Source organism: Pantoea sp. (assembly GCF_039594315.1).
Classification (GTDB): Bacteria; Pseudomonadota; Gammaproteobacteria; order Enterobacterales; family Enterobacteriaceae; genus Pantoea.
Genome location: NZ_JBCNNP010000002.1, coordinates 70,872 through 93,773, shown reverse-complemented (window position 1 = coordinate 93,773; position 22,902 = coordinate 70,872). Strand labels below are relative to the sequence as shown.

The 22,902-nt window shown below is 49.9% G+C and carries 20 protein-coding genes and 1 riboswitch; of the genes, 8 read left to right on the top strand and 12 right to left on the bottom strand.

Annotation, left to right across the window (positions count from 1 at the left end; translation table 11 throughout):
* Positions 1-140: 140 nt before the first annotated feature.
* Positions 141-719, top strand: a complete 579-nt coding sequence (locus ABDW13_RS02045) for an NAD(P)H-dependent oxidoreductase (protein WP_343550737.1) — start codon at positions 141-143, stop codon at positions 717-719.
* A 31-nt stretch (positions 720-750) separates the two neighbouring features.
* Positions 751-1,059, top strand: a complete 309-nt coding sequence (locus ABDW13_RS02040; protein WP_343550736.1) for a putative quinol monooxygenase — start codon at positions 751-753, stop codon at positions 1,057-1,059.
* A 76-nt stretch (positions 1,060-1,135) separates the two neighbouring features.
* On the opposite strand, the gene ABDW13_RS02035 is transcribed toward ABDW13_RS02040, so the two are convergent.
* From ABDW13_RS02035 to ABDW13_RS02020, 4 genes are all read right to left on the bottom strand, one after another.
* Positions 1,136-4,279, bottom strand: coding sequence for an Ig-like domain-containing protein (locus ABDW13_RS02035; RefSeq protein ID WP_343550735.1), 3,144 nt, complete (start codon positions 4,277-4,279; stop codon positions 1,136-1,138).
* Between the two features lie 208 nt (positions 4,280-4,487).
* A complete protein-coding gene (locus ABDW13_RS02030) occupies positions 4,488-5,375 on the bottom strand; it encodes an OmpA family protein (protein WP_343550734.1) in 888 nt (295 codons plus the stop codon).
* 52 nt (positions 5,376-5,427) lie between these two features.
* Complete coding sequence (locus tag ABDW13_RS02025; RefSeq protein WP_343550733.1) at positions 5,428-7,590, bottom strand: Ig-like domain-containing protein; 2,163 nt, start codon at positions 7,588-7,590, stop codon at positions 5,428-5,430.
* Between the two features lie 263 nt (positions 7,591-7,853).
* A complete protein-coding gene (locus ABDW13_RS02020) occupies positions 7,854-8,753 on the bottom strand; it encodes a LysR substrate-binding domain-containing protein (protein ID WP_343550732.1) in 900 nt (299 codons plus the stop codon).
* A gap of 94 nt (positions 8,754-8,847) precedes the next feature.
* On the opposite strand from ABDW13_RS02020, the gene ABDW13_RS02015 reads away from it, so the two are divergent.
* Positions 8,848-10,320 (top strand): tetratricopeptide repeat protein, encoded by a 1,473-nt coding sequence (locus ABDW13_RS02015; protein WP_343550731.1) that lies wholly within the window; start codon positions 8,848-8,850, stop codon positions 10,318-10,320.
* A 28-nt stretch (positions 10,321-10,348) separates the two neighbouring features.
* On the opposite strand, the gene parE is transcribed toward ABDW13_RS02015, so the two are convergent.
* Genes parE through nudF form a run of 5 tightly spaced genes read right to left on the bottom strand, consistent with a single transcriptional unit; the run spans position 10,349 to position 14,803 of the window.
* Complete coding sequence (gene parE / locus ABDW13_RS02010; RefSeq protein WP_343550730.1) at positions 10,349-12,244, bottom strand: DNA topoisomerase IV subunit B; 1,896 nt, start codon at positions 12,242-12,244, stop codon at positions 10,349-10,351.
* A gap of 46 nt (positions 12,245-12,290) precedes the next feature.
* Positions 12,291-12,872 (bottom strand): esterase YqiA, encoded by a 582-nt coding sequence (gene yqiA, locus ABDW13_RS02005; protein WP_343550729.1) that lies wholly within the window; start codon positions 12,870-12,872, stop codon positions 12,291-12,293.
* A gap of 3 nt (positions 12,873-12,875) precedes the next feature.
* Complete coding sequence (cpdA, locus tag ABDW13_RS02000; RefSeq protein WP_343550728.1) at positions 12,876-13,703, bottom strand: 3',5'-cyclic-AMP phosphodiesterase; 828 nt, start codon at positions 13,701-13,703, stop codon at positions 12,876-12,878.
* A gap of 42 nt (positions 13,704-13,745) precedes the next feature.
* Positions 13,746-14,171 carry a DUF1249 family protein gene (locus tag ABDW13_RS01995; RefSeq protein ID WP_008103400.1) on the bottom strand — a complete coding sequence of 142 codons (426 nt, stop codon included), beginning with the start codon at positions 14,169-14,171 and terminating at the stop codon, positions 13,746-13,748.
* Entirely contained in the window at positions 14,168-14,803 is a 636-nt protein-coding gene (nudF, locus tag ABDW13_RS01990) for an ADP-ribose diphosphatase (protein WP_343550727.1), read from the bottom strand. Before nudF ends, ABDW13_RS01995 begins: the two co-directional genes overlap by 4 nt.
* A 215-nt stretch (positions 14,804-15,018) precedes the next feature.
* Here nudF and tolC point away from each other — a divergent pair, with 215 nt between their 5' ends.
* The 3 genes from tolC to ABDW13_RS01975 all read left to right on the top strand — a co-directional run bounded on the left by tolC (position 15,019) and on the right by ABDW13_RS01975 (position 18,479).
* A complete protein-coding gene (tolC, locus tag ABDW13_RS01985) occupies positions 15,019-16,491 on the top strand; it encodes an outer membrane channel protein TolC (protein WP_343550726.1) in 1,473 nt (490 codons plus the stop codon).
* A gap of 141 nt (positions 16,492-16,632) precedes the next feature.
* Positions 16,633-17,307, top strand: coding sequence for a DUF1190 family protein (locus ABDW13_RS01980; protein WP_343550725.1), 675 nt, complete (start codon positions 16,633-16,635; stop codon positions 17,305-17,307).
* 8 nt (positions 17,308-17,315) lie between these two features.
* Positions 17,316-18,479: a glutathionylspermidine synthase family protein gene (locus tag ABDW13_RS01975; protein ID WP_343550724.1), complete on the top strand. Its 1,164-nt coding sequence runs from the start codon at positions 17,316-17,318 to the stop codon at positions 18,477-18,479.
* A gap of 35 nt (positions 18,480-18,514) precedes the next feature.
* Here ABDW13_RS01975 and ygiD read toward each other — a convergent pair whose 3' ends face one another.
* On the bottom strand, positions 18,515-19,300 hold the full coding sequence (gene ygiD / locus ABDW13_RS01970; protein ID WP_343550723.1) for a 4,5-DOPA dioxygenase extradiol: 786 nt from the start codon (positions 19,298-19,300) through the stop codon (positions 18,515-18,517).
* 276 nt (positions 19,301-19,576) lie between these two features.
* On the opposite strand from ygiD, the gene ABDW13_RS01965 reads away from it, so the two are divergent.
* On the top strand, positions 19,577-19,960 hold the full coding sequence (locus ABDW13_RS01965) for a cell wall hydrolase (RefSeq protein WP_343550722.1): 384 nt from the start codon (positions 19,577-19,579) through the stop codon (positions 19,958-19,960).
* Positions 19,961-20,016: 56 nt separating this feature from the next.
* On the opposite strand, the gene ribB is transcribed toward ABDW13_RS01965, so the two are convergent.
* A complete protein-coding gene (ribB, locus tag ABDW13_RS01960) occupies positions 20,017-20,673 on the bottom strand; it encodes a 3,4-dihydroxy-2-butanone-4-phosphate synthase (RefSeq protein WP_343550721.1) in 657 nt (218 codons plus the stop codon).
* A gap of 108 nt (positions 20,674-20,781) precedes the next feature.
* Positions 20,782-20,931, bottom strand: a riboswitch (FMN riboswitch).
* 171 nt (positions 20,932-21,102) lie between these two features.
* Here ribB and ABDW13_RS01955 point away from each other — a divergent pair.
* Positions 21,103-21,408 (top strand): accessory factor UbiK family protein, encoded by a 306-nt coding sequence (locus tag ABDW13_RS01955; RefSeq protein ID WP_034828368.1) that lies wholly within the window; start codon positions 21,103-21,105, stop codon positions 21,406-21,408.
* A gap of 34 nt (positions 21,409-21,442) precedes the next feature.
* On the opposite strand, the gene hldE is transcribed toward ABDW13_RS01955, so the two are convergent.
* Entirely contained in the window at positions 21,443-22,867 is a 1,425-nt protein-coding gene (gene hldE, locus ABDW13_RS01950) for a bifunctional D-glycero-beta-D-manno-heptose-7-phosphate kinase/D-glycero-beta-D-manno-heptose 1-phosphate adenylyltransferase HldE (protein WP_343550720.1), read from the bottom strand.
* Between the last annotated feature and the right edge of the window lie 35 nt (positions 22,868-22,902).

The following is a 22,902-nucleotide window of genomic DNA, read 5'->3' as shown; positions in this document are numbered from 1 at the left end:
TTGATGTTGGTTTGCGCACAGATTATTTCATACGCCTGCGCATTATTGCTTTATAAGCAAAAGTCTTGTGATCAATCACGCATTTTTTTACTTCACTCACGCGCGTAGAGTGGCCGCCATCAACGAGAAACGGAGCGAACATGAATATTTTGATTATCGACGGCGGAAAAACTTTCGCCCATTCCAAAGGCGAACTCAACCATACGCTGACTGAAGTGGCAGCAAGCCAACTGCGTGATTTGGGCCATCAAGTGCAAGTCACCCTCGCCGATAGCGATTACAACGTAAAAGAAGAAGTGCAGAAGTATCTCGACAGCGATGTGGTGATTTATCAAATGCCAGGTTGGTGGATGGGTGAGCCGTGGACGGTGAAAAAGTACATCGATGAAATCTTTACCGAAGGTCACGGTTCACTGTATGCCAGCGATGGCCGTACTCGCAGCGATGCCGGTAAAAAATACGGTTCTGGCGGCCTGATTCAGGGTAAGAAATACATGCTTTCATTGACCTGGAATGCGCCGCTGGAAGCGTTTAACGATCCAGAGCAATTCTTCGAAGGCGTCGGTGTCGATGGTTTGTATCTGCACTTCCACAAAGCCAACCAGTTCCTGGGCATGGAAGGTTTGCCGACTTTTATCTGTAACGATGTGATCAAAATGCCGGACGTGCCGCGCGATATCGAACGTTATCGGACTCATCTCAGCAAGATCTTTGCTTAACTGTAAACACCCAGGGATAAGAGGAAGCGCTATGTTAACCGTCGTTGCAGAGATTTGTGTGAAACCGGGCCGCCGTCAGGTGGTGTTGGATGCAATCAACAAATTGATTCCAACCGTGCTGGAAGAACAAGGCTGTCATCAATATGACGCGTTGGTCGATCATCAAGCGCAGGTGCCATGGAAACAGAATTCACCAGATTCGATTTTTATGCTGGAACAGTGGGAATCATTGCGCCATCTGGAGCAACATCAGCAGATGCCACATATGGATGCGCATCGTTCGCTAATTAAAGATGATGTGGTGGATGTGAAGATTTTGGTGCTGGAAGCGGCGAAGTAATCCTGTTATTAGCCTAGAAGCATAAAAAAAGCCCCGATCGTGAGACCGGGGCTTTTTGTTAGCCGTTAATCAGAGATTAATGCTGTTCTTGAATCAGGTGCTGAGGAACCATCACTTCAGCATCACCACCGTTGTTCTGGTAAACATTATACTCAACGCCTGCCACGGTCACGGTGCCGTTTGCCTGGGTCCAGTTGCTGACATCTTCACCTTTCGGCAAGATGTCTTCCAACTTCAGTTCCTGGCTCCCTTTCTCAGATACGATCATCTGCGTTTTACCGTTATCAATGAACAGGGAATCACTGCTCTGAGACATGATGTCATTGAGTGACATATTCATCAGACCTTCATTCAGATCCATCATGCCGAAAAGCTCGATTTCTGGCGGCAAAGGAGCCTGAGTATCAACTTCGATATCAAACTTAGTTGCAGGTCGATATTCGTTACCCGCTGCGTCGCTAAAGCCTGCGCTAAATTGATAAACGGCATCTGGCAGCTCTGGCGTTTCAAATCTCCACGTACCGTTAACCACCGTAGTCGAACCAATCACGAGGGTATGAGCAGCATTACCATAAAGAGTCACGACATCGCCTGAAGTCCCTGTGCCATACATGATCAGTGTATTGTCATTTTCAGCCGCAGATGCATTCGCTTCCGTTCCATCATTAGCTTTGTCAGTTTTTACGCTGTCAAAAGTGCCTGTGGTCGGTGCCGTGGTATCGACGTCAAAGTTAATACCGTCGCTGATTGGACCTTTAACACCTGAAGCGCTTACTGGTTGAACCTTGATGTCATGCTTACCTTCGCTGAGCGTTGGAAGCTCTAACTCCCATTTGCCATTTGCAACGGTTGCACTACCAATTACCCTCGCTCCGTCATAAATGATGACTTTAGTACCATCAACTCCCGTACCACTGATGGTTGGTTTGGTGTCATCAGTAAAGTCGCCATTGTGAATTGGCCCTTTTTTGGGACCAATATCATCAATTAATTCAAAATCTTTCAGCGCGTCAGGCACTTTAGTGTCAATGATCAGGTCCACTGGATCTGACGGTTGAGAGGTGTTACCCGCTGGATCCGTGATTTCAACAATGACTTCGTATTCACCATCAGGGATAGGATCTGTTGGGCGAATACTCCAGTCACCATTATCACCAACGATGGCGGTGCCAATTACGGTCTCATCACCCTTTTCATCCCTGATGATAATTTTTACGGTATCGCCTTTATCTGCGTCTCCACCGGTAAATTCTGGGCGGCTATCGTCAATAGCTTCACCTGGTCCTACTGGGCCTTGCTTATCACCTTCGTTATCGATAATTGCGGGTTCATCCGGTTTTCCTGGCGCTTTAGTATCAATGATGAGGTTAATAGGAGCTGAGTCACCTGAACGCTTATCACCTGCTGCGTCACCAATTTGCACCACCAACTCATGTGGTCCTTCTTCCAGCGCGGGGACTTCAACTTCCCATTTGCCACCAACCACTGTTGCAGAGCCAATGTCTTTCCCATCTTCACGGACATAAACGATATCGCCATCATTACCGGTACCACGCAGTACTGGCGTAGTGTCATTCGTTGAATCACCATCATGAAGAGGAATTTCAACAGGACCGTTATTCGCCACAACTTCTTCAATTTCCACTGGCGGCAGAATATTTGTATCAATAATTAAGCGGAAGTTTTCGGTTTGACCAGGTGATGTGTTACCGCCTTTTGAGATAGCATCTACACGCAGGTTGTAAGTACCTTCATCCAAATCAAGATCCAGTTTCCATTCACCCTGCTTATCCACCACTACACTGCCAATAAGGGTTGAGCCGTCCCAAATACGAACAATTGAGCCTGCGTCACCTTTGCCTGACAAGGTCGGTGTTTTGTCATCAGTGGTATCACCTGATTTCAGCGCTCCCGTGCTGCGGCCTTCATCATCATAAACTTCGTTCAAAGTTGGCGTGCTTGGAATGGATGTATCCAAATTCAGTGTGAAATTGTCGGATTTTGGACTGGTTTTGCCATGACGATCGGTATAGGCAACATTAAATACATGTGTACCATCAGCGTTCAAGGTTGGCGTAAAGCTCCAGCGACCATCATCACTCGCTTTAACTGAACCAATAATCGTTGAGTCAGTTCCATAAATTGAAACCAAAGAGCCGGGTTGAGCAACGCCACTCAGCGTTGGCGTGTTGTCATTAGTAAATTGGCTAGAAGTCAGATAATCCACCGTACCCACGTCATCAATGACACGCATAATTTGCGGCGGCGCTAAGGCATCAGCGTCAATAATGATGATTCTTTGCGTTACAGCGCCCCAGTTTCCTGCGCGATCAAGGAAACGAGTCTGGAAGAAATAAGTGCCATCATCCAATTCAGGTAATTGAACGCTCCACTTACCATCGGCTTGCACTTTTCCCGAGTAGATTTCACGATTAATTATGTAATATATGGTGGAGCCAGCTTCTTTCAGGTTGGTGCCACTCCCATTGATGACTCTTCGGTCAAGATAAATGGGTTCAATCGCTGAGCTATCCTGTGCGAAAGTGCCTAAATTGAGAGATTTGTTATCTTCAACTGGAGCTGGAGTCTCAGAATCACCTTGCTCAGCAAAAACGACTGCACCAGCAGCTATCTTCAGAACGAAAGGGGCTGATTTCACACTGGTATTTTTAGTGATGTCTTGCGAGGTTACCGTAAGACTATGCGAACCATCATCCAGCGTTGGGGTGATCGTCCATGCGCCCATATTATCGGCTTTCGCTGAGCCAATTGGTGTAGTACCTGTATTATCATAGAGATAAACAATAGATTGCGGTTCCGCGACACCCGAAAGTACGGGTTTACGCTCATCGCTAGTGTCACCCGGTGTCAGATTCCCTTTGTCGCTACCTGTATTATCAACCGCGCGCCAGATTTCTGGTTGTGAAGGCGGAGTCTTATCAACATTGACAATGTACGTAGTTGGAGCACTGCGGTTTGTGGCGCGATCAATGGTCACCAGCTGCACCGTATGCATGCCTTCAGCCCAGCCGCCTGGCGGAGTAAATTTCCAATTACCATCTTTATCAATATCAGTTAAATGTGAAACACCATCAATAATAATTTCGATCTTGCCGCCTTTGGCATCGAGAAGCGGTTTAGGGGTTAACCAAGCATAATTCGTATCAGAAGTATTGATAAAATTAACGGGCATTACGCTATTAATGCTGTTATTCGCCATGAGCATATTCCTTTTAAATAGGGTTTCAAGCTCCGGATATCCCTCCGGAGCGAAATGATTCTCTTCTAGTTAGCAAAACTTATAACACAGGATATGTCTCAAACACTCCCGAACTAATTAGTTCAACCGTCTATAAATAGGCTTCAAAAAATGACCTTCAAATAATTCACGAAGGCCATTTGTTAATATTAAGAAAGTAATTGAGCTACTATTTATTCTCTACACTAATAATAACTCGACGTTCGCCAGCATAGCAGGCCACCTGCTCTTTACGCGTTCCCTGGCATTGTTTCGACACCTGACTTTCTCCCATACTTTGAGAAGAAATATTAGAGCCAGAAAGTCCGTTATTAACTAATAATTTCTTAATCGCATCAGCGCGTCGTTGTCCCAACTGCATATTGCTATTTTCATCGCCGATCGGATCGGTGAAGCCAGTCACAACAATGTGCGGCTGATTATTTGCCTGACGCTTCAGCGTTGCCGTTAATTGCTGAATCGCTTTACGTCCTTCATTTGAAATATCGTCACTGCTCGCACTGGCAAAGTTAAACAGCAAGTCTGATGAAAACTCATAGTTATCATAAGACTGCATTGTTCCTTCCTGGCAAGCAACGACTGATGATGCACGTGACAATAAGTGAATTTGCTGACGAGTACCCACTAACTGCTGCTGTGCTTCCGACGCACTGGTCACCAGTGGACGTCCAGTGCCATCCAAACTGGCGCGGATATAGTAAGTTTTGCCCGCGGCCAGGTTGTCACGCCAAGGTTGCTGTTGCTTGCCCTGGTATGACGGAGCATCGTTAGTAAAACTTCCCAGTGAATGCGTACCTGGATTTAAACAAAAGGTGCTGTAGCTACCAGGCAGTAATGCAGTCTGAAATTCACCATCAACATAAATGTGTGCCGGCGCAGTACTCACTGCATCCGATGGACGATAATAAACAACGCGAACCTGATCATTAGCGGCTTCTGGCATTGAGCGCCAAACGTTACCGAAATTATTTTGTGTCGTGGCACTAAATGCTGACATTGCTGACATTGCTGACAAAGAGGCAAATGCAGCCAACAGCAGAATAGATTTATTTTTCATATTCACTCCAGAAAGTAGATATCTGACGACACCTACTTATGTCTCTCTTAAATTAATTATGTGATGTCTGATCCAACAACTCATTCATCTCAAAGGCAGTATTGTTTGTTATGTCATTAGCCATCAAGACACCCGTAGATGTAATATTTCTTGAACTTGAATTAAAGGAAATGTCATCCAGCAAAGCATTTTTTAAGTCATGCAATTCGGCATTTTCCTCTTGCTGCTCACTGAACAAAGAAACACTTCCCTTGGACAGCAGTTCAGATAAATCCATACCATTTAAGCTGTTAGTGAATAATTCGATATCTGGTGGCGCTGGTGCTTCTGTATCAACTTCAATTTCATAAATAGGTGTTTTAGCTGTAACTACACCATCTGCACTTTTAAAGGCAGCTTCAATATTATAAATATCATCGGCCAATTCAGGTGTGGTGTAACTCCATTTACCATCAGTACCCACCGTGGTTGAATGATAAGTGTGGCCATTCGCACCGGTAATCCACAAGTAAACAATATTGCCCGCTATGCCAGTCCCTTCAACAATCAATGTTGGGTCATTAACAGGATCACCAGGAGCAATAGGAACTTTATTTCCAGCTTCATTGTTATCTTTAAATATTCCTTCAATGGTGCCGGTCACTGGCACATTCGGATCGGGGATAACTTCCTCACCGGGATCGACCGGTTCAATGGGATGATTAATTTCAATGATCACTTTATCTGACGGTGCAGATTCATTTCCTGCAGGATCCGTCACGATAATTTGGAATTCATGCTCGCCATTATCAATGCCCTTTTCTGGCGTGAAGGTCCATTCACCTTTATCATCAACTACTGTACTGCCAATAATCTTGCCATTGTCAATGATCTTTATGATCTCGCCCTTCTGGCCTACGCCTTCCAGTGTTGGTGTGCTGTCTTCTGTTTCATCACCATTTTCGATCACCTTGCCATCGTCATCGATGATTTTACCAATCCCATTGTTTTCTGGTGGAACGGTATCAACATCAACAATCCAGGGATCTGACGGCAAGGATTTATTTCCTACCTGATCAACAACGACAATGCTGAAATCATGTTTGCCATCGGCTAACACTGGGCTGGTAAATGTCCAATTACCCTCGCTATCGGCTTTAGCCGTGCCAACCAACTGGCCATCTTTCCAAACTTCAACAGTTGAGTCTTTTTCTGCTTTACCCGACAAGACTGGCGTGTTGTCTTTTGTCAGGCCACCGTTGGTGAGTTCTTTACCAGGCATAACGGTATCGTCAATCACACTGCCAATCGTGCCTTTGGCGGGAGCTGTGAGGTCAATGACGAAATCCCATGGATCGCTTGGTGCACTTACAACGCCTTTTTCGTTACGTTCACGCGTGGTAATGCTGTGGTCACCGGCTGCCAGTGGAGTACCTGGCGTAAATGACCAGTTGCCATTTTCATCTACCGTGGTCTCACCAATTTTCGCACTGCCATCCCAGATTTCGATGACATTGCCTTTAGAACCTGTGCCGTTAAGTGTTGGCTGGGTATCGTCGGTTCTGCCCCCTTTTGCGATCGGCCCAGTGATGCTGCCCACGTCATCAATCAGCGAGCCAACCACAGGAACACGTACATCGCGCCCTCCATTGTCGCCGCCACTTTCACCGCTTTCACCGTTACCCCCGCGGGTGGTGTTGCCGTTGTTATCATCCTGATACTTCTCTTTCGCGGCCAAATAGCCCAAACCGGCTGCGGCGGCAATGGCGGCCAAGCCACCTAAGGCAATCAGTGCAGGTGACCATTCGAAACCCGACGCCAGCGCGAAACCAGAATCCGTATCAATAGTTCCTTCACCCAATGCAAGTGCTGAGGTTTCGCCATCAGCCAGTGCGGCAGCATCGTGGTCTGAATCACCGTCAGTTGCGACGTATTCATGCATTGCGCCATCTTCAGCCTTACCCACTAATGAACCGGACTTCGAAAAGAAGTCTTCGATAATCAGATCAGGTTCACCAGCATTAGAGCCTTCCAGCATGACCAGCAAATTTTTGCCAACACGTTTAACGGTAATGTTTTCCGGTGCTACACCGTCATTTCCCTGGGTAAGCAGATATTTACCATTGGTAATGGCCTGAATTTTTGCAGTTTTTCCATCCTGGCCAGCACGCAAAACTTCCGCTTTCGTTATCGTTTTCTTGTCGATAACCGCAACACTCACGGGCGAAACGTTCATGATAATTCCCTTCGTCTATTTAATTTTGACTGCGCGATTGCGAACAAGCGCAGCAATCTCCCTGGCTTAGCCCACCCATGCGGGCTCAAAGTGAGCGACATAATCTAGAAAGAGGGTTTTCTGAGACATAAGAAACGTCCCGTTAGAGCAGAAAAACTGACTCACGTTGTCAGAAATGGAGGGTGCGACTAACTGATTGAAATAATGGCTGATTATGCACAGCGAATAATTAGGACGAAGGGAGTTTCTGAATCAGAACAAAGCTATAACAGATGATTTTCCTGAATTTTTTCACCCAAAAAATTCAGAAAACAGGTAATACGAGAAGTGAGGGATTGATTGCGGTAATAGACTGCGTGAATCGGCAAGCGGAGCTCTCGCGTTTTATTTTCCAGCAGTTGCACCAGCCGCCCTGCAGCACGATCTTCTCGGCTGACAAAATCGGATAATCGTGCAATTCCCTGTCCTGCTAAAGCTAATTGTCGTAGCGTTTCGCCACTGGATGCTGACAACGTTGGCTTAATGCGTAAAAACTCACCTTCGCGCTGCCACACTGGCCAAACATTGTGCGCATCAAGCTGACTAAAACCTAATAGCTGATGGTTTGCCAGTGCGGCTACGCTATCCGGTACACCATATTTATCAAGGTAAGCGGGACTGGCTAATAAACGTATCGCGCTGCTGCCTAAAACGCGGGCGTGCAGGGTTGAATCACGCAATTCACCAATTCGAATCGCGATATCTGTTTGCTGTTCAAGCAAATCGATGACGATATCGTCAGTGTTTAGCTCGAGGTGGATCTGCGGATAACGCTGACGAAACTCTTCCATCAACGGCACAATGACATGAAGAGTAAATGGCGTATTGGCATTCACGCGCAGTTTGCCAGAGGGAATATCACGACGCTGAGCGATTTGTTCTTCGGCATGCTCAACTGACGCCAGAATTTGGCGTGCGTGATCGAGAAAAATCAGCCCTTCTTCTGTCAAGGCTAATCGACGCGTTGTGCGATGCATTAGCGTGGTTTGTAGCTTTCCCTCAAGGCGGCTAAGTGCTCGACTGATGCCTGAACTGGTTTGCTCCAATTGCTCTGCGGCGGCGGTGATTGAACCGGTATCAACTACCGTAACCCAGGCACGTAACTCTTCCAGCGTGATTTTCAAAATGTCCTTCCTCAGAGAACGAGACCTGTCTTAGCGCCACTCCAGCAACTTGTGCTTTAAATTACGCCACTTTCACCAGCGGCAGGATATCATAATGCGCCATAAACCTCGGATGAGTAACGATTTACGTCAGCAGCAGGCTGTCACTCAATTGCTGCAACAAGGCCGCCAAGAAGAAGCCTGGCGTAAGATCCGCGCGCATCTGACATTGGCCCCTTATGATGGCTGGTTCCTGCATGAAGCAGCGCGTCTGGCGCGGCGCAGCGGCGAGCTTGATATCGCACAACGTTACTATCAGCGCGCGTTAAAGCTGGCTCCGCAGGACGCTGGACTGCTTAATGGTTTGGGTTTAACGCATTATGATGCGGGCCGTTTTACTGAAGCGGAGCAGCAATATCAAGCCGCGATTCGAGCACATGCCCACTACGCCGCCTGCCATAACAACTACGCTATTTTGCTGCACAAACAGCATCGCTATGCGGCTTCTTTAACGCAGTATCGTCATGCTCTGCGCATTCAGCCAGATTACACCGAAGCGCGCTTTGGCATGAGCACCTTGCTGGCGCACATGGGGCAACTTCAGGAAGCCGAAAGTCAGATGCAACAAGTGCTGCGAGATCGCCGTGGCGATCGTCGCTGCCGCAATACGCTTGGCATGGTGCAGTTGCAACAAGGTAATTTTTCCGCGGGCTGGCAAAATTATCAGGCACGCTATGCGCTCGATAATCCCGATCGTTTTTTTGCTTTGCCCAAATTGCCGATTCGCTATTGGCAGGGTGAAGATCTGCAAGGCAAAACCCTGTTAGTGCGAACCGAGCAAGGTCTGGGAGATGAGATCCAATTCTGCCGCTTCCTGTCACGAGTGAAGGCGGAAAAAAAAGCAAATAACGTGATCATGATAGGACGGGCGGCACTTAAACCCTTGATGGCGACACTGGCTGGTGTCGACAACTATCTGGTACGCGAAGATGAGCAACAAGCGTTGCCGCAGGCCGATTACTGGTGTTCGTTGCTCGATCTGCCGCAGCATTTCCTCGATTCTTCGCAGCCATTTAGTGCACAGCATCCTTATTTATTTAGTGCGCCCGAACATCAAGCACAATGGCCGATTGCTGGTGCTGGCAAGAAGATTGGTATCGTGTGGAAAGGCTCCACCGGACATAAAAATGATAGCCAGCGTTCGCTGTCGCATCTATCGGAACTGGCACCGTTGTTTGCACTGCCAGACACGCAATGGATCAGTTTACAGAAAGGTGCGGGAGAAGATGAAGTGGCTGATTTCCCGCAAGTTCAGCCGTTGGGCGCTGCATTCGCCAATTATCAGGATACTGCCGCGGTCATCTCTCAGCTGGATTTGGTGATTGGCGTTGATACTTCGGTAATTCACTTGGCAGGTGCGCTCGGCAAACCTTGTTGGGTATTGCTGCCGGCCTCGGCGCGTGACTGGCGCTGGCTGGCTGATCGTGAGGATTCACCGTGGTATCCGCAAATGCGCCTGTTCGCGCGCGGACAAGATGAAGCGTGGCATAACGTCATTTCGCGAGTAAAACAGGCGTTACAGCCATAAAAAAAGGGACGCCGTAGCGTCCCATTTTTTAAACTTCGAGGTCGGCTAAATCGCCTTTCTCTTGCAGCCAGTTGCGGCGATCTTCCGAACGTTTCTTCGCCAGCAGCATATCCATCACCCGCAGCGTTTGTTCGACATCATCATCGCTGACCGTCAATTGCACCAAACGACGTGTATTGGGATCGAGTGTGGTTTCGCGCAGTTGCAGCGGGTTCATTTCACCCAGACCTTTAAAGCGCTGCACATTCGGCTTGCCTTTCTTGCGCTTTAATTGTTCGAGAACACCTTCTTTCTCGTCCTCATCCAGCGCGTAATACACTTCTTTGCCCAGATCGATGCGATACAGCGGCGGCATGGCCACATACACATGGCCGTGCTGCACCAGTGAACGGAAATGCTTCACGAACAGCGCACATAATAAAGTCGCGATGTGCAAGCCGTCGGAGTCCGCATCCGCGAGAATACAGATCTTGCCGTAGCGCAGTTGACTAAGATCTTCGCTGTCGGGATCGATACCGATCGCCACAGAAATATCATGAACTTCCTGTGAGGCCAGCACTTCATCCGAAGAGACTTCCCAAGTATTCAGGATCTTACCTTTCAGCGGCATGATCGCCTGATAATCACGATCGCGCGCTTGTTTAGCCGATCCGCCCGCAGAATCCCCTTCGACCAGGAACAGCTCGGTTTTATTCAGATCTTGCGCGGTGCAATCAGCCAGCTTGCCCGGCAACGCGGGTCCGCTGGTAAGTTTTTTACGCACCACTTTCTTAGCGGCACGCATGCGTCGCTGCGCACTGGAGATCGCCAGTTCGGCCAACATTTCAGCGGCCTGCACGTTCTGGTTCAGCCACAGACTAAAGGCATCTTTTACCACCGCCGAGACAAACGCAGCGCACTGACGTGACGACAAACGCTCTTTTGTCTGACCAGCAAACTGTGGATCCTGCATTTTCACCGACAGCACGTAAGCGCAGCGATCCCAAATATCTTCCGCCGAAAGCTTCACGCCACGCGGTAAGATATTGCGGTATTCGCAAAACTCTCGCATGGCATCCAGCAAGCCCTGGCGCAGACCATTTACGTGCGTGCCGCCTTGCATAGTGGGAATCAGGTTGACGTAGCTTTCCGTCAGCAATTCGCCGCCTTCCGGCAACCATAACAGCGCCCAATCCACCGCTTCCACATCACCAGCAAAGCTGCCAACAAAGGGTTTTTCTGGCAGCGTTGGCAGGCCATTAACCGCTTCGCACAGGTAATCGGTCAAACCGTCCTGATACATCCAGGTCTGTTCGGTGTCGTTGACCTTGTCTTTAAAGACAATTTCAACGCCCGGGCACAGTACCGCTTTAGCTTTTAACAGATGGGATAGACGAGAAACCGAGAAGCGCGGGCTATCAAAGAAGCTTTCATCTGGCCAGAAGTGCACGCTGGTGCCGGTATTACGTTTGCCGACAGTGCCGGTGACGGTGAGATCCTGCACCTTATCGCCATTTTCAAACGCGATCTGATAGATTTCACCGTTACGACGCACGGTGACTTCCACGCGCTTGGATAAGGCGTTGACCACCGAGATCCCCACGCCGTGCAGGCCGCCAGAGAATTGATAGTTTTTGTTGGAGAATTTACCGCCCGCATGCAGACGGCAAAGAATCAGCTCAACCGCAGGCACGCCTTCTTCCGGATGAATATCCACCGGCATGCCGCGACCATCATCGATAACTTCCAATGACTGATCGGCATGAAGAATCACTTCCACGCGTTTGGCGTGACCGGCCAGCGCCTCATCGACGCTGTTATCGATCACTTCCTGGCCCAAATGGTTTGGACGCGTGGTGTCGGTGTACATCCCCGGACGACGACGCACCGGTTCAAGGCCGGTTAAGACCTCAATGGCATCGGCATTATAGCTAGATTGGCTCATCGTAAATGTCTGATTAGCAATAGGAAAATGGCCCCACTTCGCAAAACTACTGGGCGTTTAATCCCAGAAAATCAATCATCTGTGCGAAATGGCGTTCGAATCCGATATAGGCATGATTGCCGCCCTCTTCAACCGTCTGGCGGCATGCGCTGTAATACTCCAGCGCCTGGCGATAGTCGAGAATTTCATCGCCGGTTTGTTGCAGCAGCCAAAGCAAATCAGGCGCTTCAAGAGGGTCAATCTGCATCACTTTCAGATCGTAAATGTGGCGAGACTCTAACACATATTGCTGACCGGTGTAGGGATTACGATTTTCACCCAGGTAATCCACCAGCAGCTCAAACGGCCGTACCGCCGGATTCACCACCACCGCCGGCAACATAAAACACTGTGATAACCAGGTGGCAAAATAACCGCCAAGTGACGATCCCACCAAACCCAGCGGTTCACCGGCATATTGCATCACTAGATCTTCCAACATGCTGGCGGCTTCGGCGGGAAATGAAGGTAATTGCGGCACCAGCACATTGATGTGTGGATGCTGCTCACTGGCCCATTGCTGCAACTGGGTGGCTTTCGCCGATTGCGGGGAACTGTTGAATCCATGCAGATAGATCAGCGCCGCCATTATTCAGTAGCCCTCAGAATCAAGATCGGGGCGGAACATATCACTTTGCAAGCGGTTCACTTCGGTTTGTAACGTGCCGCCTGGCTGCAAGGTAAACCAACGCCAGCCGGGCGCAACCGTATCGATGGTGAAATTGGTGCAGTGCGGTTTGAACTGAACGCAGGTTGAAGGCGATGCCAACACGCGTCGACCATGCCAATCAAGATCGAGTTCCTGATGAATATGGCCGCACACCAGATTGCGTGCGCGCGGGAAGTGTTGCAGCACCGCTTCCAATTGATGCGAGTTACGCAAGCTATGTTGATCGAGCCAGGTACAACCGGAAGCCAGCGGATGGTGATGCAAGAGCACCAAAGTGTGACGTTCCGGATGTTTGCGCAGTGCAGCATCCAGCCATTCAAGCTGGTATTCACTGAGCATGCCGTGCGGCACGCCAAACACCTGGCTATCCAGCAACACCAATTGCCAATGGTCGCCTAACAAAACGTGTTTATCTGATTTAATGCCAGCGTCGGCTAGGGTATCAACCATCGCCGGTTGGAAATCGTGATTGCCCGGCAGCCAGACGCACGGCTTCGGCAGACGCGTAATGCCCGCTACAAAATGTTGGTAAGCTTCGACGGTGTGATCCTGAGCGAGATCGCCAGTGGCGATGATCAGATCATAATCGTGCTGTTGTGCCTCAATGGCATCCAGCACCGCATCAAAACTCGACCAGGTGTTAACCCCAAGCAGCGATTGATGTTTTCCAGCAAAAAGATGGGTATCCGTGATTTGTAAAATCCTGATATCAGACCCATTAATTGCAGGAAGAGTTAGCAGGCTATCCAAAGCGTTTCCTTAATCTCCACGCCATCGTTGCGTTTTACGCTATCAGCAAACTGGCACGGCCACCGCGCCGTGCGCCAGGCAGTAGCGCAACCAATCCGCAAGGAACTGGTTAATCTGATGTTTTTCATCGCGCTGATGCAATTTTTTATTAGGATAATCATAGCGCGCTTTAAATCGGTAGATCTGTTTAGTGGAACACACTTCAGCGACCATCGCATCATGGTAGAGCCGCACAGACATTGAAGGCAGGCTCCAGTAGCTCACCGCCGGCGCGACCTGGCGAACTTCAACCAGCGTGGTATAGCGCGTCGACTCTTCGATAGTGAGCTGATAGCTGGCGCCATTCACCTGATAGATCACCGATGCGCCTGCCTCGTCATTGCGCGGCAGCAGGCGACGCAACTGTGCGAAATTGGTTTCGCAGAGCCGCATCATTTCGGGGAAATCAGGGGTATAGCGCTGTTTCATATAGGCTTCCACTCTTGTCTTAGTTTCTCATGGTGCAACGCCAGCCATTGCAGGGCGATGACAGATGCCGCGTTATCAATGATCCCCTCTTCAACCCAGCGATAAGCCTGTTCCCGGCTGACCACATGGACAAGAATATCCTCATTCTCTTCCTCCAGCCCGTGATTTCCATGCGCCAGGCTGGCATCCACTTCGCCCACCAACACAGATAAACGTTCAGACGTTCCGCCCGGGCTGGCTAAGTAATTCACTATCGGTTTGACACGTCCAACCTTGAGGCCAGCTTCTTCTACCGCCTCTCGCCGCGCCACGTCTTCAGGCGTTTCACCGGGTTCGATAATCCCAGCCACCATTTCCAGCAGCCAGGGCGTTGGGCTGGAATCATACGCCGGAATGCGGATCTGTTCGATCAGCACCACCTCATCGCGTAAGGGATCATAGGGTAGCAGCACGGCGGCGTGTCCGCGCTCAAAAACTTCGCGCACCACTTCACCGCTCATTTCGCCATTAAAACGACGGTGGCGAAAACGGTAGCTGACAATGGAAAAAAAACCATCGTAACGTGTTTCGCGTGCAATAATTTCTACATCGTTTTTTGTGAAAGTCACAGGGGATTTTTTTTCACTCACCATCGTCTGGTTCCTTATGCAGATTGGGATGGAGCAAAGAAAAGCCAAGCCTACCGCTCCTTCCGAGTGGTTCTTTTTGAATTATTTACGTAAATTAGGGGAAGAAGGCACGTTCAGCCAACTTATCTCTGACGCCGCCTCTGTAGAATCGGCGATTATTTTTTTGGCTTATACCTGCAGCACTACCAGTGCAATTTGCTGCAACAAAAGGAATGCAAATGAAAAAACTGCTCCCACTTTTAATTGGGCTGGGCTTGGGCGGATTCAGCCTTGCCAGCCAGGCAGAAAACCTGTTGCAGGTCTATCAGCAGGCGCGCCTCAGCAACCCTGATCTGCGTGCTTCCGCCGCCGATCGCGACGCTGCATTTGAGAAAATCAACGAAGCGCGTAGTCCTTTATTGCCGCAGTTAGGCTTGGGCGCAGATTATACCTATAACAACGGCTACCGTGACAGCAGCGGACTTCATTCCAACACGACCAGCGCATCACTGCAATTAACTCAATCTATTTTCGATATGTCGAAATGGCGTGCGCTGTCGTTGCAGGAAAAACAAGCCGGTATTCAAGACGTCACCTATCAGGTTGCCCAGCAAGACTTGATTCTGAATAGTGCAACCGCCTATTTCAATGTGTTGAAGGCAATCGATACGCTTTCTTACACCGAAGCACAGAAACAGTCGATCTACCGCGAATTGGATCAAACCACGCAGCGTTTTAATGTTGGCTTGGTAGCGATCACTGACGTGCAGAATGCGCGTGCGCAATATGACTCGGTGCTGGCTAACGAAGTGACTGCGCGTAACAACCTCGATAACGCTGTTGAATCTCTGCGTCAGATTACCGGTATGGATTATCTGTCGTTGGCGTCGCTGAATATTGACCGTTTCAAAACCACGCGTCCAGATGCCGTTGCCAACCTGTTGAAAGAGTCCGAAAGCCGCAACCTGACGTTGCTCTCTGCGCGTTTGAGCCAGGATCTGGCACGTGAGCAGATTCGCTCTGCAGAAACCGGCCATATGCCAACCTTGGATCTGACTGCTTCAACCGGTCTTTCCAACAGCAAGTATGGCGGCAGCCGTGCCAACCAAAGTTCTGGCACTACCGATTCGATCACTGGTTCTAACCAGGTGGGTCTGAGCTTCACCATGCCATTGTACAGCGGCGGTTCTGTAACTTCTCAGGTGAAGCAGGCGCAATACAACTACGTTGCGGCCAGTGAGCAGCTGGAAGGCGCACATCGTAGCGCGGTGCAAACTGTACGTTCATCCTTCAACAACGTGAATGCCTCGATCAGTAGCATCGATGCTTACAAGCAAGCCGTGGTTTCTGCCCAAAGTTCATTGGATGCGATGGAAGCCGGTTATCAGGTTGGTACACGTACTATCGTTGATGTGCTGGATGCAACCACCACGCTGTTCAATGCGAAGCAGCAGCTTTCCGATGCGCGTTATAGCTATCTGATTAACCAGCTGAATATCAAATATGCGCTGGGTACGCTGAACGAGCAGGATCTGCAGCAACTTAACAGCACGCTGGGCAAAGAAGTGACAACCACGCCAGAGGTGGTTGCGCCGGAAAATAACCAGCAGGCTGCGCGAGTGGATAACGGTCCGAAAGCGACATCAGCTTCCGCCGCCGCAAAAGCCCGTCCAGCGGCTACGCGTAGCAGCGGAAATCCATTCGGTAACTGATGCTTAAAGGGGTCGCTTGCGGCCCCTCTCTCATCCAATCGTATAACAACGTAAAGATCCCCTCACCATCTGGCTTCTAGCTTCAATTTTCACCACTCATCCCCTATCCTAAGCCCCACCTTTGGGCACAGGATGAAAATAATGAAAAGGACAAAAAATATTCGCCATGCCGCTTTTCGTAAAAGTTGGCAGGCACGCCATTTAACGCCAGTTGCACTCGCTGTTAGCGCCGTGTTTATGCTGGCTGGCTGCGAACAAAGTGATGAAACGGTCTCGCTGTATCAAAACGCAGATGATTGCGCGAAAGCCAATCCAAGCCAGAGCGCGCAATGCACTACTGCATACAACAACGCGCTGAAAGAAGCAGAACGCACTGCACCGAAATACGCTACGCGCGAAGATTGTGTGGCTGAATTCGGTGAGAATCAGTGCCAGCAAACTCCGGCTCAGGCTGGCGTTGGCACCACCGCGAATAATGCTGAAGCGCAGCAAAGCGGCAGTTTCTGGATGCCATTAATGGCGGGCTACATGATGGGACGCATGATGAGCGGCGGCGCAGGCTTTGCTCAACAACCGCTGTTCTCGCCAAAAAATCCTAATAGCCCGGCAAACGGCAAATTCGTTGATGCTTCAGGTAAGAACTACGGCAACGCCACCTCGGGCCGCAGTATCAATGTACCTAAAACAGCCATGGCGCCAAAACCGGCTACCACTTCAACCATTACCCGTGGCGGTTTTGGTGATAGCGTAGCCAAACAAAATACCATGCAGCGCAGCAGCGCTTCGGGTACGAGTAGCCGCTCGCTGGGAGGCTAAGCCGCAGCATGCAACGTATTGCGATCAGTGAACGCCCTGACTGGCGTGAAAAAGCCACCGAATATGGCTTCCAGTTCCACACTATGTATGGCGAACCTTACTGGTGTGAGGATGCTTATTACCAATTCACGCTCGCTCAGGTTGAGCAACTGGAAGATACTACCGCCGAATTGCATCAAATGTGTCTGCAAGCGGTAGAGAAAGTGGTGAACAGCGATGAGCTGCTCACCCGCTTCTGCATCCCAAAACACACCTGGGATTTCGTGCGTGATTCGTGGAAATTACGCCAGCCTTCACTCTATTCCCGCCTCGATCTGGCATGGGATGGTAAAGGCGATGCCAAACTGCTGGAAAACAATGCCGATACACCGACTTCGCTGTACGAAGCAGCTTTTTTCCAATGGATCTGGCTAGAAGATCAGGTTAAAGCGGGCAACTTGCCGCAAGGTAGTGACCAGTTCAACAGCTTGCAGGAAAAACTGATTGAACGATTTGCTACTCTGCATCAGCAATTCGGTTTTACCTGGTTGCACTTCGCTTGCTGCCGCGACACCGAAGAAGATCGCGCCACGGTGCAATATCTACAGGATTGCGCGACTGAGGCTGGCCTGCCGAGTGAATTTCTATACATCGATGAAATTGGTTTGGGTGAAAGAGGCCAGTTTACTGATGTGAACGATCAGGTCATCAGCAATCTGTTCAAGCTTTATCCGTGGGAATTTATGCTGCGGGAAGTGTTCTCCACCAAACTGGCGGATGCCGGTGTGCGTTGGCTAGAACCCGCATGGAAAAGCATTATTTCCAATAAAGCGCTACTGCCGCTGCTGTGGGAAATGTTCCCTAATCATCCTAACTTGCTGCCTGCCTACTTCGCGGATGATAAAAACGCGCCACAGATGGACAAGTATGTGGTGAAACCGCTGTTTTCACGCGAAGGTGCCAATATTCGCATTATTGAAAACGGTCAGGAAATCGCCCGCGCCGATGGACCTTACGGCGAAGAAGGCATGATCATTCAGCAGTTCTATCAGTTGCCAAAATTTGGCGATAGCTACACGCTGATTGGCAGTTGGCTGATTGACGATCAACCGGCGGGAATCGGCATACGTGAAGATCGCGCGTTGATCACCCAAGATCTGTCGCGCTTCTATCCGCACACTTTTATTGAGTAATGGCTGAACCGCCCAAATATATTGGGCGGTTCTGTTTAGCCAATCTGCACCGACATCATGCTGATCGCGCCCATTTCCATGCCTTCAACCGGAATGGTGATCGCTTCATCCTCAGCACGCGCTCCCAGAATATACAGCAGCGGCAGATAGTGCTCAGGTGTTGGGTTTGATTGCTGTGCGTCCGGATGCTGCATAAAGTTCACCAGCGGATGATCCACGGCATCGCCCTGAAAATCCAAATTCTCACGCACGAACTGATCAAAATTCTCCGCCCACGGATAAGCGGTTTCCGCGCCCTGCCAGCGCAGCATACGCAAGTTGTGCACCACGTTGCCACTGGCAACGATCATCACGCCTTCGTCACGTAAAGCCGCCAGCTTGCGGCCTAACTCAAAGTGCCATTCCGCCGGTTTGGTGCCATCAATACTAAGCTGCACCACCGGAATATTCGCTTCGGGATACATTTTTGCCAACACGCCCCACGAACCATGATCAAAGCCCCATTCCTGATCGGCATGCACGGCGATTGGAGCGAGTAGTTCAATGATTTTCTGAGCCAATTCTGGCGATCCTGGCGCGGGATAACGCACATCAAACAGCGCCTGAGGAAAGCCGCCAAAATCATGAATGGTGCGGGGATTACTCATCGCCGTCACCGCAGTGCGACGGGTATACCAGTGCGCCGATACAGCAAGAATGGCGCGGGGACGCGTTAATGTTGCGCCCAAATGCTGCCACGTTTGGGTGTAGCGGTTATCTTCCAATACGTTCATTGGGCTGCCATGACCAAGGAACAGGGCTGGCATGCGATTGTGGCTCATGATTATTCCTCTAACGAAGTGTCGCTTTGTTAACCGCTACGATACGCGCTTTCCCTGTGGGATTAACGCTGATAAGCATGATGATCTCCATCAAGATATTTGAATGAGTTACGACGGCTAAAATATACCTCAAGATTGGTCGCAATATTTCGGCAGCTATTTATACATATCAGTGAGATAGGCCAATCATAAGACTCAGCAAGACCGGTCTTGTTACGTTGAGAGGAAAGGATTCTTACACTCCACGCGATTTAAAAAAGAAGAGCAGTGGAATGTATGTTAATTCAGGGAGCAATACTTTGTTTGGCGATGAACATCTACCATGAAGCCCGCGGTGAGCCTGTGAAAGGGCAAATCGCGGTTGGAACGGTGACCATGAATCGCGCGAATTGGGATGTCAAAGAGATCTGCCCTGTGGTGTACGCACCCAAGCAGTTCTCCTGGACGTCTCTAAAGAAAAATCCTCATAGCTATCCACCCAAAGGAGATAAAAGTTGGCAACGCGCCAGGCAATTGGCAAAGAAGATTGTTGAAGGGGAATTACAAGACGTAACCAAAGGTGCAACTTATTTCCATACACACAGCGTCAAACCGGTATGGCGTCATACTTTTCAACGTACTGTGGTGATTGGTAATCACGTATTTTACGCCAGCCGTTAGGGCAAAAAAAGAGGCCGGATGATATGTCCGGCCTCTTTTTTTCGACATTAATTCAATTAGCTGGCTTGGCGCGTTTCACGCTGACGACGATAAGCAACCAAATCTTCAATGGTGACAACCGGCATATCATGTTGCTTGGCAAACACAATCGCTTCTGGCGCATGCGCCATGCTGCCGTCATCATTGGTCAATTCACACAGCACGCCGGCTGGCTTGAACCCAGCTAAGGTTACCAAATCGATGGTGGCTTCAGTGTGGCCGCCGCGGGTTAATACGCCGCCTTCGCTGGCACGCAGCGGGAAAACATGGCCCGGACGATTGAGATCGCTTGGCTTGGCGCCATCAGCCACCGCAGTACGAATAGTCGTAATGCGATCTGCTGCTGATACACCGGTGGTCACGCCGCTTGCCGCTTCAATGGTGACGGTAAAACCGGTGCCATAGGCGCTGGTATTGGTTTCCACCATCATTGGTAATTCGAGTTGCTGGCGGCGTTCTTCAGTGATGCAAAGACAAACAATCCCGCTGCCGTGGCGGATGGTTAATGCCATTTGCTCAACGGTCATGGTTTCAGCGGCGAAGATCATATCGCCTTCGTTTTCACGATTTTCATCGTCAAGCACCATTACACCACGTCCATTACGTAGCGCATCAATGGCGCGTTCTACACGCTGTTCAGGCGTGCCAAATTCAGAAAGAAGCGTCTGATTCATGGTAAAAAAACCTTATATAGAAATATGAGTTACCAGAACCAGGGCGTGCTTAGGAGTGCGTACAAAACACATGGCAAAAACGAGACTCGGGCAAAGCCCGGCTGATGTCGTTACCCTCTCCCATCCGGACTCTAACCGTCGGCTCCGGAATTACACCGGATCTGCTGACCTTTCGCTTTGAAGCGAAAGCGCTCGCGGGCTTTCAGCTAAAGCTGATTTACCGCCGGTGGGGAATTTCGCCCCGCCCTGAGAATAAGCGAAATAATCATAGCGCCAATCATCTGGACGGGCAATCGACAAAACTGCAATTGCTTTTGCATTTCCTGCGTTGTGGATTTCAGGTTTAACCTTTTCGTTTCAGGCATTACACTTAGTACTTATAGAGTCCGAACACGCGCAGCTATCGGCCACCGTAACCAGGAAATAATCATGATCGACACGAAAAAAATTGAACAACTGGCTCGCCAGGTACACGAAGCGATGCCGAAAGGAATCCGTGATTTTGGCGACGATGTCGAAAAGAAAATCCGCCAGGTATTGCAGGCACAGTTAACGCGTATGGATTTGGTTAACCGTGAAGAGTTCGATGTGCAAACGCAGGTGTTGCTGCGCACGCGTGAGAAATTGGCCGCGTTAGAACAACGTTTAGCCAAGCTGGAAAGTGAAAGTCCTGCGGCTCCGGCCCCAGCGGTTGTGACGCCCGATCCAGCTGGAAAAATCGATACGCCACAGTAATTTTTAGGGCGGGTATCATCCCGCCCTTTTGCATTTAGTGGCTGCGAATGGTTTTGATGATGTTGGTGGTTGAAATGCCATCTTCAAAATTCAGTACGCGCACATCACCGCCGTTGGCCCACACTTCTTTACTCCCCGCGATATCTTCCGGTTTGTAATCGCCACCTTTGACCAGCAGATCTGGCAAAACTTCAGCAATCAAGCGCTGAGGTGTGTCTTCTTCGAACAACACCACCCAATCCACGGCTTCCAGCGCACCGAGCACAATCATGCGGTTTTCTTGCGGGTTGACTGGGCGCGTTTCGCCTTTCAGGCGCTTAGTCGAGGCATCGCTGTTTACCGCCACAATCAGACGATCGCCGAGCTTGCGCGCATTGGCCAGATAGGAAACGTGGCCGGCATGCAGGATGTCAAACACACCATTGGTCATCACCACTTTTTCACCGCGTTGACGCGCCTGAGCAACAGCAGCTTTGAGTTCAGCTTCATTCATCACGCCGAATCCGCTGTCTGGACGCGCATGAATCGCGTTCTCCAGTTCAACAGTACTCACGGTCGAAGTACCCAGTTTGCCCACCACTACGCCCGCAGCGGCATTGGCAAGGAAGCAGGCTTCTTCCAGACTATCGCCCGCCGCCAGCACCGCCGCCAGCACACCAATCACGGTATCGCCGGCACCGGTGACGTCATACACTTCCTGCGCTTGCGTCGGCAGATGCAGTGGCGCTTTGCCTGGCTGTAACAATGTCATGCCGTTTTCTGAGCGCGTGACCAGCAGCGCAGAAAGATCGTAATCGGCAATTAACTGCATTCCACGACTGACAATCTCTTCCACGGTCTTACACTTGCCAACCACGGCTTCAAATTCAGAGAGATTTGGCGTCAATAGCGTCGCACCGCGATAGCGTTCGAAATCGGTGCCTTTTGGGTCAATCAGTACTGGCACATTCGCTTCACGCGCTAGCTGAATCATGGTCTGCACGCTGTTAAGCGCGCCTTTGGCGTAATCAGACAGCACCAACGCGCCGGCTTGCGTCAAAGATTGGCGCATACGATCGTGAATCGGCTGCGGATCGACCTGCTCGAAACCTTCTTCAAAATCGAGTCGAATCAGCTGCTGGTTGCGTGAGAGCACGCGCAGTTTGGTAATGGTGGGATGACTTTTCAGTGCAACGAAATCGCAATCCACTTTCACCTTTTGCAAGGTTTCGCTCAATACGCGTGCGGCATCATCTGCACCCGTCAGGCCAATCAAACGCGAAGCCGCACCCAACGCAGCAATATTCATCGCGACATTAGCTGCGCCGCCTGGACGCTCTTCAATGGTATCCACTTTTACCACCGGCACCGGCGCTTCAGGAGAGATGCGGCTGGTAGGTCCATACCAATAGCGATCCAACATCACATCGCCGACGACCAGTACATTGGCCTTGCCAAAAGTGGGCAGTGTTACTTTCATTCAAGAGACTCCAGACTTCGGTCAAAAATAATTTA

Excerpts from the sequence above, each read along its gene's own strand:
- ABDW13_RS02045 (WP_343550737.1), top strand. The coding sequence starts at position 141 with ATGAATATTTTGATTATCGACGGCGGAAAAACTTTCGCCCATTCCAAA.
- ABDW13_RS02040 (WP_343550736.1), top strand. The coding sequence starts at position 751 with ATGTTAACCGTCGTTGCAGAGATTTGTGTGAAACCGGGCCGCCGTCAG.
- ABDW13_RS02035 (WP_343550735.1), bottom strand. The coding sequence starts at position 4,279 with ATGGCGAATAACAGCATTAATAGCGTAATGCCCGTTAATTTTATCAAT.
- ABDW13_RS02030 (WP_343550734.1), bottom strand. The coding sequence starts at position 5,375 with ATGAAAAATAAATCTATTCTGCTGTTGGCTGCATTTGCCTCTTTGTCA.
- ABDW13_RS02025 (WP_343550733.1), bottom strand. The coding sequence starts at position 7,590 with ATGAACGTTTCGCCCGTGAGTGTTGCGGTTATCGACAAGAAAACGATA.
- ABDW13_RS02015 (WP_343550731.1), top strand. The coding sequence starts at position 8,848 with ATGCGCCATAAACCTCGGATGAGTAACGATTTACGTCAGCAGCAGGCT.
- parE (WP_343550730.1), bottom strand. The coding sequence starts at position 12,244 with ATGAGCCAATCTAGCTATAATGCCGATGCCATTGAGGTCTTAACCGGC.
- yqiA (WP_343550729.1), bottom strand. The coding sequence starts at position 12,872 with ATGGCGGCGCTGATCTATCTGCATGGATTCAACAGTTCCCCGCAATCG.
- ABDW13_RS01995 (WP_008103400.1), bottom strand. The coding sequence starts at position 14,171 with ATGAAACAGCGCTATACCCCTGATTTCCCCGAAATGATGCGGCTCTGC.
- nudF (WP_343550727.1), bottom strand. The coding sequence starts at position 14,803 with ATGGTGAGTGAAAAAAAATCCCCTGTGACTTTCACAAAAAACGATGTA.
- tolC (WP_343550726.1), top strand. The coding sequence starts at position 15,019 with ATGAAAAAACTGCTCCCACTTTTAATTGGGCTGGGCTTGGGCGGATTC.
- ABDW13_RS01980 (WP_343550725.1), top strand. The coding sequence starts at position 16,633 with ATGAAAAGGACAAAAAATATTCGCCATGCCGCTTTTCGTAAAAGTTGG.
- ABDW13_RS01975 (WP_343550724.1), top strand. The coding sequence starts at position 17,316 with ATGCAACGTATTGCGATCAGTGAACGCCCTGACTGGCGTGAAAAAGCC.
- ygiD (WP_343550723.1), bottom strand. The coding sequence starts at position 19,300 with ATGAGCCACAATCGCATGCCAGCCCTGTTCCTTGGTCATGGCAGCCCA.
- ABDW13_RS01965 (WP_343550722.1), top strand. The coding sequence starts at position 19,577 with ATGTTAATTCAGGGAGCAATACTTTGTTTGGCGATGAACATCTACCAT.
- ribB (WP_343550721.1), bottom strand. The coding sequence starts at position 20,673 with ATGAATCAGACGCTTCTTTCTGAATTTGGCACGCCTGAACAGCGTGTA.
- ABDW13_RS01955 (WP_034828368.1), top strand. The coding sequence starts at position 21,103 with ATGATCGACACGAAAAAAATTGAACAACTGGCTCGCCAGGTACACGAA.
- hldE (WP_343550720.1), bottom strand. The coding sequence starts at position 22,867 with ATGAAAGTAACACTGCCCACTTTTGGCAAGGCCAATGTACTGGTCGTC.